The following is a 12,898-nucleotide window of genomic DNA, read 5'->3' as shown; positions in this document are numbered from 1 at the left end:
TTCACACCTCCAGGGAGGAGACGGTCGCGGACAGGAAGCCGGTCACCACGCCCGATGCGGCGGGTACCAGGAGGACTTTGGACCCCTTGGGTATGCGGCCTTCCGCGAGTGCCTGATGCAGTACCAGGTAGTGAGAGGTGGTCGCGGTGTTGGCGAACTTCTCGACGACCGAGAGCGTCTGCGGCATCGGTGTCTCGAAGATGCTCTCGCCCACCTGGTTCATGAAGTCGATGAACCGGCTGCCGACCTGATGCTGAACGACGAAGTCGTATCCCTCGTCGGCGAATTGGCGACCGTCTTCGGCCAGCTTGTCGCGGTGGAAGGTCGGCCACAGCGAGAGCCTGTCCTGGGCGTGCATCTCTTTGTTGTTCGTGTACATGGCCAGATCGCCGGTGTCGTCACTGGGCATGCCCAGGCACAGATGCGAGTACTCCGAGCAGGTCATCAGCTCGATGTCGTGGATCACGTCTGCTTCGTCAGTGGCGCGATCGACCAACACGGCGACGGCCGAGTCGCCCACGGAGAGGGACGCGAACTGGGGGTCCCGGCTGTCCTCCATCTCGCGCGCGGCAGTGAAGGCGATCGGGGTGATGTGCTCCCCACTGAGCACCAGGCCGTTGCGCACTTCACCGGAGCGGATCATCCGGTCCAGCAGGTATACGCCGGTCATCATGCCCGCGCAGGCGTTGGAGACATCGAAGTGAAGGGCGGAGCGCGCGCCGATCTCCTTGGCGATGCGGTGGGCGAACGACGGCTCGAACTGGTGGCGTCGGCCGTCCGTCGTGCGGCTGATGGAGCAGGAGATCACGACGTCGATCTCGTCCGGGGCGTAGCGCGAGCGATCCAGGCATGCGCGGGCTGCCGAGACCGCCATCGTGAGGCAGTCCTCGGGAATGTCGCCCGTATCGTCCGCGACGCGGCGTTCGGCCATGCCGGTAATTTTGAAGAGGTCGAATTCCGGAACCTTCTCCATGCGGGCGAGGAGTTCCGGAGTGCTCATCACCGTCGAGGGGAGATATGCTCCCATGGACTCTAAGCGACTCTTATTCATAAACCCCTCCTGGTGGTTCCTTGTTCATGCTGCGCACCGGCATCGTCAAAGTCTCAATGAATGTCAACGGGTCATGTTTTCCCCCGACTTCAGTGCGCCGCACGACGACGTTAGCGCACTGTGCAGGGTGTCTGGCCCCGTGGGCCTGTGACGATCACCACTTGACGGTCATTTAGCATTCCCCGGGGTGATGGCCAAAACGTGGCAGCCGATATTGCGACACGATGTCGGCGGCGTTTCGGGACGTCGTTGTGAACAATCCGCGCGGCGTATCCGTCCGGTCCCGGTCATGCGAATGCTCTGTTACACGTCTTCCCTGGCCCGGAACCGTGACGGACCACAGGTCGTGATAGCAGCAGAAGAGGCGCTGAGACATGGGGAGGTCGCCGTGGTCACCGGTGATGTGCGTATCGAGGGCAACACTCTGTTGCTGGGCGGCGGGGTGCAGATCCGTTTCATCCGTACGCTGCGTCTGCCCGAGTCGGGGACGCATCCGCTGCCGCCAGGGCTTGGGGAGTTCCCGCTGCGGCGGGTCGAAGACTTTCCCGGCACCGTGCCGCGCCCGTGGCTGGCTCGGGGTGGCGTGATGCTGCCGGTGTACCTGCGGGAGGCCCTGTGGCTCAGCTTCGCGGGCACCAGGGAGCCCGCGGCGCTCCAGATCGGCGTCGGCAAGGTGTGTGCCGTTTCGGGCGAGCGGTGGAGCGGTCGGCTGGTGCGAAAGCCGCAGAACTATGTGGTCCTGCCGCGCCAGCCGTGGCTGGACGGCATCAACTCCGGTCAGGGGACGGTGCGTCAGTTCGTTGCTGTGCCGCTCGGACTGGGGGCCACGGTCGAAGGACAGGTCACCGGTGAGGAGACCACGGGAGGGGTTCAGCTCCAGGCGTTCCCGCTGTCCCGGGCCGCGCTTCGTGCCTGGCGCGAAGAGCAGCGCGTTCAGGCGGAGTTGGCGGCACGGGCCCGTTCGGCTGCCGCGCCGGGTGCGCCGGCCGGCGCACCCGGCGGCGGCTACGGTGCGGCGTTTCCCGCAGCCATGGCCGCACCCCCGGCTCCGGGTGGGCCGCCCCCGCAGGCCGCCGCAATGGGCCTGGGCGCGGGCGGTTCCATGCGGCAGGAGGTCTATCAGGACGACCGGCGCCTGTCCGACTGGGCCGAGGACCCCGCCGGCCGGGTGTTCGTCCACCTGGTCACCCCGCCCGACTGGCGCCGCATCACCGGTGAGGAGGCGCCGCCCTCGCCCGTCGATCGCGCCGCTTACACCCGGGCCGGGCTCCCGTGGTTCGACTACTACGACGAGGACGGCACCGACCTGGCGCCGACCGGCACTCTGAGCCAGGTCAAGCCGGTCGGCGACTGGCTCGGCGACGACCACACCCCGTGGGCCCCGCCCGGCGCACACCAGGTCCAGCCGCTAGGTGACGTCCCGCAGCCGCCGGGGACCCCGGTGAAGGACGGGGACTGGTGACCTGAGGCCCGATCCGGCCGATAGCCTACCCGTCAGTAATTTGGCTGATCATCGTCTCACCGAGGCTGTTCCGCACCTCTACGCTCCGGATCACCGAGCCGCGGTGCCGTCCGGACGGCCGGTCCCAGCCAAATGGAGCCCCCAGTGAGACGAACGCAACGCCACGGCGGTCACCGCGCCGCGGTCCGGACGACAAGTGCCGCCGTTGCCGCGGCACTTGTCGTCGTCGCAACGGTCGCCGCCGCACCCGCCCGACCCGCCGCACCCGCGAGGCACACGTCAGCGGGCGCGGGGCCGGAGCGCGCGGCGGCCCATGCGGCGGCAGCCCACGCGGCGGGGCCCTCCTTCCGCCTCGCCGACATCCCGATGAAGGACGGTGTCGTCCTCAAGGCGAACGTGTTCTCGCCCGCCTCCGGTACACCCGGCGCCGACGCGCACGGCCGCTACCCGGTGATCGTGCAGCCGGCCAGCTGGGGCCAGAACGACCTCGAGTACGTCCTCCAGGGCAAGCAACTCGCCGCAGCCGGCTACGTCGTGGTCACCTACACCGTCCGCGGCTTCTGGCTCTCCGGAGGCGAGGTCGACGTCGCGGGTCCCAAGGACGTGGCGGACATCTCGACGGTGATCGACTGGACCATCGCCCGGACACCGGCGGATCCGCAGCGTATCGGCATGACCGGTCTCTCCCTGGGCGGCGGCCTGACCCTGCTCGGGGCCGCCGCAGACCCGCGGATCAAAGCGGTCGCCGCGATGAGTGGTTGGGGGGACCTGGTCGACTCCCTCTACAGCGGCGAGACCCGGCACCTGCAGGCCGTCGCCGCACTCACCGCCGTACAGACGCCCACGGGCCGCCAAAGCGCCGAGTTCCGGCGCATGCTGGTCAACCTCTTCGCCGACCGCGACACCCCCGATGTCATCAGATGGGCGCAGACCAGGTCGCCCGGCGCGTATGTGGACCGCATCAACGCCAACGGCACGGCCGTATTCCTTGCCGGTGCGTGGGGGGACAGCATCTTCAACCCCAGCCAGATCACCGCCTTCTATCAGAAGCTGACCGGCCCCAAGCGAATCGAGATGCGCCCCGGAGACCACGCCACGCAGGAGGTCTCCGGCCTGCTGGGCCTGGACAACGCCACCTGGGCGAGCGCGCTTCGCTGGTTCGACGAGCACCTCAAAGGCAGGGGCACCTCCCGGCCGCCGGTGGAGCTGGAAGTACGGCCAACCGGTGCACACGAGAGCTATCCGTCCTGGCAGGCTGTCAGTTCCCGGTCCGAGCGGTTGCGGCTGGGCAGGGCGGACGCCTTCGGCACCGGCGCGCTCGCAAGCGGCGCCTCGGTGGGAACAGGATGGCGGACGTCCGTCGTCGGCGGCCTGAACTCGGGCGCGGACGGCGGGATCACCGAACTGTCAGGACTGCTCGACCAGTTCATCAAGCTGCCTCCGGTCGTCGCGGTCCCGCTGCTGCCCCGATGGGCCGCAGCCGTATGGCAGTCGAAGCCGTACGCGGCCACGCAACGCATACGCGGAGTCGTCAGGCTGCACACCACCGTCACGTCCTCCGCGCCGCAGGGCACGGTGATCGGCCACCTCTACGACGTGAACGCCCTCGGCGTGGGCAAACTGATCTCCCACGCCCCGCAGAGCTGGACCGGCAGAACGCCGGGGCGAGCCTTCCCTCTCGACATCCCACTGTTCGCCACCGCCTACGACCTGCCCGCAGGACACCGGCTGGCCCTGGTCCTCGACACTCAGGACCCGCTGTACGGCGGTCGCACGCCGCTGGGCAGCAAGGTGTCGTTCGGCTCGCCGGATGACGACCCGTCCGAAGTGGTGCTGCCCCTGCGATAGCCAACGACCAGCCGGGCGCGTCGCCGATGCACGTCGAACCCCTCTCGACGTACCGTGCTGTGTCGGCAGGCCAAGGCTCCCGCAGGAGGCCGCAATGCATCGAGAAGAAGTCGCTGACGTCCTGAACAAGCCGCTCGCGCTCGAGCTGATGTCCTCGGACATCCCGGCCCGCGTGGCGTACACCGGGCTCGACGGAGCACCGCGGGTCGTGCCCATCGGCTTCCACTGGTCCGGCACGGAGATCATCATCAGCACCGTGCCGGGCTCCTACAAGGTCCGCGCCCTGGCGGCCGACCCGAGGGTGGCGCTGACCATCGACACGACCGGTCGGCACCCACCGCATGTGCTGCTCGTCCGCGGCACGGCCGTCACCGAACTGGTCGAAGGCGTCCCCGCCGAATACGTCCAAGGGGGGAAGAAGTACATCCCCGACGAACAGTGGTCGACATTCGAGGCCGAGGTGCGGTCGCTCTACAAGCAGATGGTCCGCATCACGATCACGCCCGAGTGGGCAAAGCTGCTGGACTTCGAGACCACGATCCCGAGCGCCGTGGAGCGGTTGGTGCGGGAGCGTGCCCGGGAGCAGTGACTGAGGGGCGACCGTGGTGGTGCGGGCGAACTCCTTGTCGTGCGCGATCCGGCGCATCGTGGCCGCGCTCGGGACCACGTACGCGCCGGCCACCAGATGAACACGGCATCCGGCCAACGCCCCGGCTCCGGCGGCAACTCGACGCGATCAGCGGCGCCGCAGTGACGGGTCGAGCAGGGGGGAGTGTCGTTCTTCTCATGCGCGGCCAGGTCGGTGCCGGGAGCGACAATCGCGTCGATCGCATCGAGCACGGTCATGGGCGCGGAGAGCGATCCCCGCTACGACGCACGTCGACTGGTCGAGCTCCTCATCGCAGGACTGCGTCGACCGCACTGACTATCGGCAGTTTGCGGGCGCGAGGGCGCGGGCGGTGATGTGGGGTGGCGGGGCAATGCCATCGGGAAGTGCGGGGTCGGCCTCCGGTTGCCCGAAGGTGGTCGCCATGGGCAGGACGCCGGCCCATATCCCGAGTGCGGCGTCCGGACCGTCGCCGTCGTCGGGGGCGCCTGTGCGCACCTTGACGGAGGCCTCTTCCAGGGAAAGGGCGAGCAGAGCCGTCGCCGCCAGTTCCTTACGGTTGGGCTGCCGTGCGTAATCCCATTGGCCGGGTGCGGCTTGTTCGGTCAGGTAGCGCAGTCCGGCGAGTTTCTCCACGGGGTCGGTGACCAGGCGGGGTATGCCGTAGATCATCGCGCTGCGGTAGTTGACGCCGTGTTCGAACACCGATCGAGCGAGGACCAGGCCGTCCACGTGCGTGACGGTGACGCATATCGTGGCCCGGGGCGAGGCGACGAGGCTGCGGCTCGCAACCGAGCCGTGGAAGTACAGGTTCTGCCCGTCGGCCCCGTAGACGGTCGGAACGACCATGGTCTGCCCGTCGACGACCACACCGAGGTGGCAGACAAAGCCCGCCTCCAGGATGGCGTCGAGGACCGCGCGGTCGGGGCTTCCCTGCTCCCGCAGGCGCCGGTGGCGAGTGAGTTCCGTCTGTGGCAGGGCGGCCGGAAGTGGGCTGTTGTTCACGTCGGGTCTCTCAACTGTTTGCTGTTGCCGAGGAAGTCACGGGGATGACCCGTAGGCTAACGATATCGACACTTGAACCGCTATGGATCGACGAAATCAGTTGTTCTGAGATGAGGAGGTCGCGGAATCCCTCGCCGTCGTGATCGCGGCCCTAGCCTGTGACGTATGACAGGGAAGTGCCAAGCCTGCGGGCGCCCGATCGAGAGCGATGGTGGCCCTGGGCGGGCCGCGTTGTACTGCTCGCAGGCGTGCCGGCAGCGCGCCTACCGGGAAAGGCGGCAGCCGGTCGGCGTTCCCGTCAGGGAGTTGATTTCCGACATCGGGGACCGACTGCGGCGGCTGCGGCTCGACCCGGCGCTCGCGTTCCACGCCGATGTCGAGGCCCTGTCGACACGGTTCGCACAGCTGCGGCGCCTGGCCCGGCAGGCGCGTCAGAACCCCGGAGCCGACGTCGCCACCGCGGCAGCCGAGGCCGCCACGGCAGCTGCCACTCGCGACGCGGAAAGCGTCACGTCCAACGGCGTGACGAAACCCGTCGAGGACACCTTGACCGCGCTCATCGAGGGGCACCGGCGTGAGCTGCGAGTGCACTGCTACCGGCTGCTCGGCTCGTACGACGAGGCCGAGGACCTCACCCAGGAGGCATTCCTGCGGGCCTGGCGGGCCAGGGAGACGCTGGAAGGCGTCGACAACCCTCGCGCCTGGCTGTACAAGATCGCCACGAACGTGTGCCTCGACTTCCTGCGCAAACACAACCGGCGCCCGACCGTCTACGAGCCGGTGCCGGGCATGGACTCCGGTGGCGGGCCGCCGCCACCACAGCTGCCCTGGCTGCAGCCGTTTCCCGACGACCAGCTGCCCGAGACCCCCGTGCCGCACGCCGAGCCCGACGAACAGGCCGTGGCGAGCGAGACTCTCGAGCTGGTCTTCCTGACCGCTATCCAGCAGCTTCCCCCGCGACAGCGGGCGGCGGTGATCCTGCGCGATGTCGCCGGGTGGCCGGCGCAGGACACGGCCGACCTGCTGGGCTCGAGCCTGGCCTCCGCGAACAGTGCGGTCCAGCGAGGCAGGTCGGCACTGCGGGAGGCGCTGCCCGGTCGGCGCGAGGACTGGTCGGCGAGCGAGCCGAGCGCCGAGGACCTGGCGCTGCTGCAGCGCTACATGGAGGCGGCGGCCCGGACCGACATCGACGCCATGGTCGAGCTGGTGCGGGAGGACGCGGTGCTCACCATGCCGCCGAACCCCTTCTGGTTCGTGAGCCGTGACGCACTCTTCGCGTTCGTACGGCCGAATCTTGATCCGGCGTCGCCGATGTTCGCCGGGCGCTGGCGGCACCTGCCCGTACACGCCAACGGCCAGTTGGCGGTGGCCGGTTACCTGCAGCGGCCCGGCACCAGCGTCTACAGGGCCCAGCTGATAGACGTCCTGCGCGTCGAGAAGGGGAAGATCGCCGAGATCACCACGTTCGAGCCGCATCTCTTCGCCGCGTTCGGACTGCCGATGACGCTCTGAGGGCGCGGCGAGCGATGAGTCTGCCCAGGAGTCACGTCCTATGGAGTGACAGGCGCACAGGGCGCCCCCACTCAAGGAGTCGAATGCCATGCTGAAGGACAAGGTCGCAGTCATCTACGGCGGAGCCGGTTCGCTCGGCGCGGGAATCGCGAAGGCGTACGCGCAGGCGGGGGCGCGGGTGTTCCTGGTCGGTCGTACGGAGGTCACGCTGAGCAAGGTCGCCGCGCCACTGGAGCTCCGGGCATGGACGAGGCCGCCGTGCAGGGCCTTCGCAGTCACCTCGACAGCATGCGGATGACGAAGCGATCGCCTCGGATCGCCGACATCGGCGCACTGGCGACGTTCCTCGCCTCCGATGCCGGCTGCACCATTACCGGCACCTGGGTCAACGCGACCGCAGGGATGTTCCCCAGCTGACCGAACGCGCTGGGGCGCGGCGCAGTCCGGCCGTGGCTGCTGCAGGCGGGATCCTTGACCGCAGGTCGGGCCTCCGTGATGCTGTTGTTGCGGCACTTGCGGTGTGTGCCGTAATAAGCAACGCATCCTATGGGTTCGCATCAGTCGAGGAGTGGCCATGACTCACCAGGTCCGTGCTGTTGTCGCGAGGGGGAAGGGCGCCCCCGTCAGCCTGGAAACGATCATCGTCCCTGACCCCGGCCCGGGTGAGGTGCTGGTGAACATCGAGGCCTGCGGGGTCTGCCACACCGACCTGCACTATCGCGAGGGTGGCATCAACGACGACTTCCCCTTCCTGCTCGGCCATGAGGCGGCGGGCCGGGTCGAGGCGGTCGGCGAGGGCGTCACCGAGATCGCACCCGGCGACTTCGTCATCCTCAACTGGCGCGCGGTCTGCGGCCAGTGCCGCGCGTGTCTGCGGGGGCGGCCCTGGTACTGCTTCAACACCCACAACGCCAAGCAGAAGATGACCCTCGCCGACGGCACCGAGCTGTCGCCGGCCCTGGGCATTGGTGCCTTCGCCGAGAAGACGCTGGTGGCAGCCGGGCAGTGCACGAAGGTCGACGAGAGGGCGTCCGCCGCGGTCGCCGGGCTCCTGGGCTGCGGTGTGATGGCGGGCATCGGTGCGGCGATCAACACCGGTGCCGTCGGACGCGGCGATTCCGTCGCGGTCATCGGCTGCGGCGGCGTGGGCGACGCCGCGATCGCCGGGTCTCGGCTCGCAGGGGCGGCGAAGATCATCGCCGTGGACATCGACGAGCGGAAGCTGGCCACCGCGAAGAAGATCGGTGCCACCCACACCGTCAACTCCAAGGAGACCGACCCCGTGGAGGCGATCCGTGAACTGACCGGCGGCTTCGGCGCGGACGTCGTCATCGAGGCCGTCGGCCGCCCCGAGACGTACAAGCAGGCCTTCTATGCCCGCGACCTGGCCGGGACTGTCGTCCTGGTCGGGGTGCCGACCCCGCAGATGAAGCTGGAGCTTCCGCTGCTGGACGTGTTCGGCCGCGGCGGAGCGCTCAAGTCGTCCTGGTACGGGGACTGCCTGCCCAGCCGCGACTTCCCGATGCTGATCGACCTCCATCTGCAGGGGCGCCTGGATCTGGACGCGTTCGTGACCGAGACGATCGCGCTCGACGATGTCGAGAAGGCCTTCGAGCGGATGCACCACGGTGACGTACTGCGCTCGGTGGTGGTCCTGTGACATCCGTGAAAATCGACCGATTGGTCACCTCCGGCACCTTCTCCCTGGACGGCGGCACCTGGGACGTCGACAACAACGTGTGGATCGTCGGCGACGACACCGAAGCGGTCGTCATCGACGCCGCGCATGACGCCGACGCCATCGTGGCCGCGCTCGGCGGCCGGACGCTTCGCGCGATCCTGTGTTCACACGCCCACAACGACCACATCGACGCCGCCCCGGCGCTCGCCGACCGGACCGGCGCTCCGATTCTGCTGCACCCGGACGACCTGCCGCTGTGGAAGCAGACCCATCCCGAGCGGCTGCCCGACGCCGAGCTGGCGCACGGCCAGATCGTCACGGTGGCGGGTGTCGATCTGACGGTGCTGCACACCCCCGGCCACGCCCCCGGCGCGGTCTGCCTGTACGCGCCGGCTCTGCACGCCCTTTTCAGCGGTGACACGCTCTTCGCGGGCGGTCCCGGGGCGACGGGGAGGTCGTACAGCCACTTCGGCACCATCATCGAATCGATCAGGAACCGGCTGCTGGCGCTGCCCGACGACACGGTCGTGCACACCGGTCACGGGGACACGACCACCATCGCGGCGGAAGCCCCGCATCTGCAGGAGTGGATCGACCGCGGGTTCTGACAGCGGTTCCGGCAGCAGGTTCTGACCGCGGCTTGTGACCGCGGGTTCCGAGGGTGCCTCGCGGCGGCCTCCGGTCAACACGTCGATGACGCTGACCGCGAGGCCGCCGCGCGCTGTCTCCTGGCGGCCCAATACCCCCTTTGAGCAGGCCGAAGAGGCTGATGGCCGCGGCGTTCCCTCTGATCCAGAGTTGTGTACTACGCACAGCGTTGCGTGAAAAGAAACATGGAACAAGGGGTCGGCCTGTCCGGAGGATGCCTTGACACCGGCTTTGGGGGACTTCAAACTGGCGTTGCGCTTACCGCAATCTGTTTCGCTATATGCACCCGAGCACCCGAGGTGTCATGATGATTCCCGCGTGCCGTCTCGCGGATCTGCCGCGAGGCGAGGCCATACGGCTCGACATGGATCCGCCCGTGTCGGTGTTCCACACCGATGACGGCGAGGTCTTCGCCATCGACGACACTTGCACCCACCAGGATGCGTCGCTCGCCGACGGCTGGCTGGAGGGCTGTGAGGTCGAATGCCCGCTGCATGCCTCGAAGTTCAACCTCCGGACGGGGGCCGTCGACTCACCGCCGGCCAAGCTCCCGGTCCGTACGCACGAGGTCCTGATCGAGGACGGCATGGTCTACGTCCAGCCGTCCACTGCGGCCCCGAATCTGCCGCCGTGCATCGCAGCGAGGCTCGCCGGAGGTCCCGCGTGAGGACCGTGGCCGTGGTCGGCGCCTCGCTCGCCGGACTGTCGGCCGCACGCTCCCTGCGGAAGCAGGGCTACGACGGACGGCTCGTCGTGATCGGAGACGAGCCGCACCGCCCGTACGACAGGCCGCCGTTGTCCAAGGAGTTCCTCGCCGGAACGGTCGGTGAAACGGATCTCGCTCTGGAGGCGGACGGCGAGGACCTGCAGGCGGAGTGGCTGCTCGGCGTGCGGGCCGCGGGATTCGACCCCGGTGACCACGCCGTGCGGCTGGCCGACGGCCGGTCCGTCCGGGCCGACGGGATCGTCATCGCCACGGGTGCGACCGCGCGCATGCTGCCGGGCAGCGACGGCCTCGAAGGAGTGCACACGCTGCGGACCCTGGACGACGCCCGGGCCCTGCGGGCCGATCTGGCCCTCGGCGGGCGGCTGGTGGTGATCGGCGGCGGGTTCATCGGCGCCGAGGTCGCCTCGACCGCGTACGGACTGGGACTTGACGTGACGGTCGTCGAGGCCGCGCCGACTCCGCTGTCCGGACCGCTCGGCGAGGTCATGGGAGGCGTCGTCTCCACGCTCCATGCGGACCACGGCGTACGCCTGCTGTGCGGCGTCGGGGTCAAGGGGCTGAGCGGGCGGGCCCGCGTCGAGGCGGTCCTGCTCCAGGACGGCCGCAGCATCCCGGCCGACACCGTCGTCGTCGGCGTGGGTGCCCGCCCATGCGTCGAGTGGCTGGCCGGCAGCGGCGTCGTCCTGGACGACGGCGTCAAGTGCGGGGCGGACGGCCGCACCAGCGTGGCCGGTGTGGTCGCGGTCGGGGACTGTGCCTCCTGGTACGACCCCGCCGCCGGGATCCACCGTCGCGTCGAGCACTGGACCGGGGCGCGGGAGAGGCCCGACGCGGCCGTGGCCGCGCTGCTCTCCGGAGGCGCGGCGACTCCGGGGGTGCCCAAGCCGCCCTACTTCTGGTCGGACCAGTACGGCGTACGGATCCAGTTCGCCGGACATTCCGCCGGCGCCGACAGTGTGACGGTCGAGGAGGGACTCCCCGACGACCGCAGCTTCCTGGCCGTGTACCGGCGGTCGGGGCATCCGGTCGCGGTCCTCGGGATGAACCAGCCGCGCCTGTTCACCCGCTGGCGCAAGCAACTTGCCGCCGCCACGCTCTGACGCCACACGCGCGGCGTCACGCCCTCCTGCTCAGCACGCCGTTCATTGCCCACCGCACAGCGGCGCCCGGACTTCCCCGTCCCGGCGCGACGACCCACCGACGATGTCACCCGCGAGGAGTGCCCAGTGACCTCGACCAGCCTGCCGGACAGCCTGATCGCCACCCTCCCCGGCTCCTACTACACCGATCCCGGGATCTTCGCCCAGGAGCAGGAGCACATCTTCGAGGCGATGTGGTTCTGCGCCGCGCGCTCCTCCGACCTGGCAGGGCCCGGTGCCTTCCGGACCGTCGACGTCGGCCGCGAGAGCATCCTCCTTACCCGAGCCCGCGACAACTCCGTCCGCGCCTTCTTCAATGTCTGCCGGCACCGCGGCGCCAAGCTCTGCACGGAGGAGTCCGGCGAGGTCAAGCGCGCCTTCCAGTGCCCTTATCACGCGTGGACCTACGACCTGACGGGCAAACTCGTCGCCGCGCCCAACCTCACGAAGATGCCCGACGTCGGCCGTACCGAATACGGCCTGGCGAGTGTGGCCACTCGCGAGTGGCTGGGCTATGTCTGGGTCTGTCTGGCGGAGACCCCGCCCTCCTTCGAGGAACAGGTCGTCGCAGAGGTCGTGGCCCGGCTCGGTGACGTGGAGTCGATCGAGCGCTACGACATGGACAGCCTCGAAGTCGGCAGGCGGATCGTCTACGACGTGAAGGCGAACTGGAAGCTCATCATCGAGAACTTCATGGAGTGCTACCACTGCGCCACGATCCACCCGGAACTCACCGAGGTGCTGCCGGAGTTCGCCGACGGCTATGCCGCGCAGTACTACGTCGGCCACGGCGCCGAATTCGGGGCCGAGATCAAGGGCTTCACCGTGGACGGCTCCGAAGGCCTGGACCGTATCCCCGGTGTCTCCGAGGACCAGGACCGCCGCTACTACGCGATCACCGTCAGACCGCAGGTGTTCATCAATCTCGTCCCCGACCATGTGATCTTCCACCGGATGTACCCGGTCGCCGTCGACCGCACGATCGTCGAGTGCGACTGGCTCTACCTCAAGGACGTGGTGGACAGCGGCAGGGATGTGAGCCGGTCCGTGGAGCTCTTCGACCGGGTCAACCGGCAGGACTTCGACGCCTGCGAGCGCTGCCAGCCCGCGATGAGCTCACGCCTGTACGCCAAGGGCGGCGTACTCGTACCCAGTGAGCACCACATCGGTGCCTTCCACGACTGGATCCACGAGCGCCTCGGCACCGGGCAGCCCTAG

Annotated in this window: 13 protein-coding genes and 2 pseudogenes; 12 read left to right on the top strand and 3 right to left on the bottom strand. The window is 68.9% G+C overall.

Annotation, left to right across the window (positions count from 1 at the left end):
* Position 1: 1 nt before the first annotated feature.
* Positions 2 to 1,027 (bottom strand): 3-oxoacyl-ACP synthase III family protein, encoded by a 1,026-nt coding sequence (locus OG905_RS03260; protein ID WP_328666066.1) that lies wholly within the window; start codon positions 1,025 to 1,027, stop codon positions 2 to 4.
* A gap of 412 nt (positions 1,028 to 1,439) precedes the next feature.
* On the opposite strand from OG905_RS03260, the gene OG905_RS03255 reads away from it, so the two are divergent.
* The 3 genes from OG905_RS03255 (at position 1,440) to OG905_RS03245 (ending at position 4,950) form a co-directional block, all read left to right on the top strand.
* On the top strand, positions 1,440 to 2,513 hold the full coding sequence (locus OG905_RS03255) for a hypothetical protein (protein WP_443044054.1): 1,074 nt from the start codon (positions 1,440 to 1,442) through the stop codon (positions 2,511 to 2,513).
* Positions 2,514 to 2,645: 132 nt separating this feature from the next.
* The gene (locus OG905_RS03250; RefSeq protein WP_443043886.1) at positions 2,646 to 4,361 is read left to right on the top strand and encodes a CocE/NonD family hydrolase; all 1,716 of its coding nucleotides are present in this window, start codon (positions 2,646 to 2,648) and stop codon (positions 4,359 to 4,361) included.
* Positions 4,362 to 4,455: 94 nt separating this feature from the next.
* Entirely contained in the window at positions 4,456 to 4,950 is a 495-nt protein-coding gene (locus tag OG905_RS03245; protein WP_328666063.1) for a pyridoxamine 5'-phosphate oxidase family protein, read from the top strand.
* A 147-nt stretch (positions 4,951 to 5,097) separates the two neighbouring features.
* On the opposite strand, the pseudogene OG905_RS03240 reads toward OG905_RS03245, so the two are convergent.
* Positions 5,098 to 5,201, bottom strand: a pseudogene (locus tag OG905_RS03240) (aldo/keto reductase); the annotation flags it as partial.
* Positions 5,202 to 5,205: 4 nt separating this feature from the next.
* On the opposite strand from OG905_RS03240, the pseudogene OG905_RS03235 reads away from it, so the two are divergent.
* Positions 5,206 to 5,286 (top strand): annotated as a pseudogene (locus OG905_RS03235) (TetR family transcriptional regulator); the annotation flags it as partial.
* On the opposite strand, the gene OG905_RS03230 reads toward OG905_RS03235, so the two are convergent.
* Positions 5,287 to 5,973, bottom strand: a complete 687-nt coding sequence (locus OG905_RS03230) for a pyridoxamine 5'-phosphate oxidase family protein (protein ID WP_328666062.1) — start codon at positions 5,971 to 5,973, stop codon at positions 5,287 to 5,289. It abuts the pseudogene before it with no gap.
* 306 nt (positions 5,974 to 6,279) lie between these two features.
* Here OG905_RS03230 and OG905_RS03225 point away from each other — a divergent pair, with 306 nt between their 5' ends.
* The 8 genes from OG905_RS03225 to OG905_RS03190 all read left to right on the top strand — a co-directional run bounded on the left by OG905_RS03225 (position 6,280) and on the right by OG905_RS03190 (position 12,898).
* On the top strand, positions 6,280 to 7,485 hold the full coding sequence (locus OG905_RS03225; RefSeq protein WP_328666061.1) for an RNA polymerase subunit sigma-70: 1,206 nt from the start codon (positions 6,280 to 6,282) through the stop codon (positions 7,483 to 7,485).
* An 88-nt stretch (positions 7,486 to 7,573) separates the two neighbouring features.
* On the top strand, positions 7,574 to 7,783 hold the full coding sequence (locus OG905_RS03220; protein WP_328666060.1) for an SDR family NAD(P)-dependent oxidoreductase: 210 nt from the start codon (positions 7,574 to 7,576) through the stop codon (positions 7,781 to 7,783).
* Entirely contained in the window at positions 7,780 to 7,902 is a 123-nt protein-coding gene (locus OG905_RS03215; RefSeq protein WP_328666059.1) for a hypothetical protein, read from the top strand. Before OG905_RS03220 ends, OG905_RS03215 begins: the two co-directional genes overlap by 4 nt.
* A 157-nt stretch (positions 7,903 to 8,059) precedes the next feature.
* Positions 8,060 to 9,145: an S-(hydroxymethyl)mycothiol dehydrogenase gene (locus tag OG905_RS03210; RefSeq protein WP_328666058.1), complete on the top strand. Its 1,086-nt coding sequence runs from the start codon at positions 8,060 to 8,062 to the stop codon at positions 9,143 to 9,145.
* Positions 9,142 to 9,774 carry an MBL fold metallo-hydrolase gene (locus OG905_RS03205; protein ID WP_328666057.1) on the top strand — a complete coding sequence of 211 codons (633 nt, stop codon included), beginning with the start codon at positions 9,142 to 9,144 and terminating at the stop codon, positions 9,772 to 9,774. The genes OG905_RS03210 and OG905_RS03205 overlap by 4 nt, the downstream gene beginning before the upstream one ends.
* Positions 9,775 to 10,118: 344 nt before the next feature.
* Positions 10,119 to 10,481, top strand: a complete 363-nt coding sequence (locus OG905_RS03200; RefSeq protein WP_328666056.1) for a bifunctional 3-phenylpropionate/cinnamic acid dioxygenase ferredoxin subunit — start codon at positions 10,119 to 10,121, stop codon at positions 10,479 to 10,481.
* Complete coding sequence (locus OG905_RS03195; RefSeq protein ID WP_328666055.1) at positions 10,478 to 11,641, top strand: NAD(P)/FAD-dependent oxidoreductase; 1,164 nt, start codon at positions 10,478 to 10,480, stop codon at positions 11,639 to 11,641. Before OG905_RS03200 ends, OG905_RS03195 begins: the two co-directional genes overlap by 4 nt.
* Positions 11,642 to 11,767: 126 nt before the next feature.
* A complete protein-coding gene (locus tag OG905_RS03190) occupies positions 11,768 to 12,898 on the top strand; it encodes an aromatic ring-hydroxylating oxygenase subunit alpha (RefSeq protein WP_328666054.1) in 1,131 nt (376 codons plus the stop codon).

Origin of the sequence: Streptomyces sp. NBC_00322 (assembly GCF_036147535.1) — a bacterium.
In the GTDB taxonomy this organism is placed as follows: Bacteria; Actinomycetota; Actinomycetes; order Streptomycetales; family Streptomycetaceae; genus Streptomyces.
Note: the sequence above shows the minus strand (reverse complement) of the source record. Positions and strands in the feature narration are given on the sequence as shown.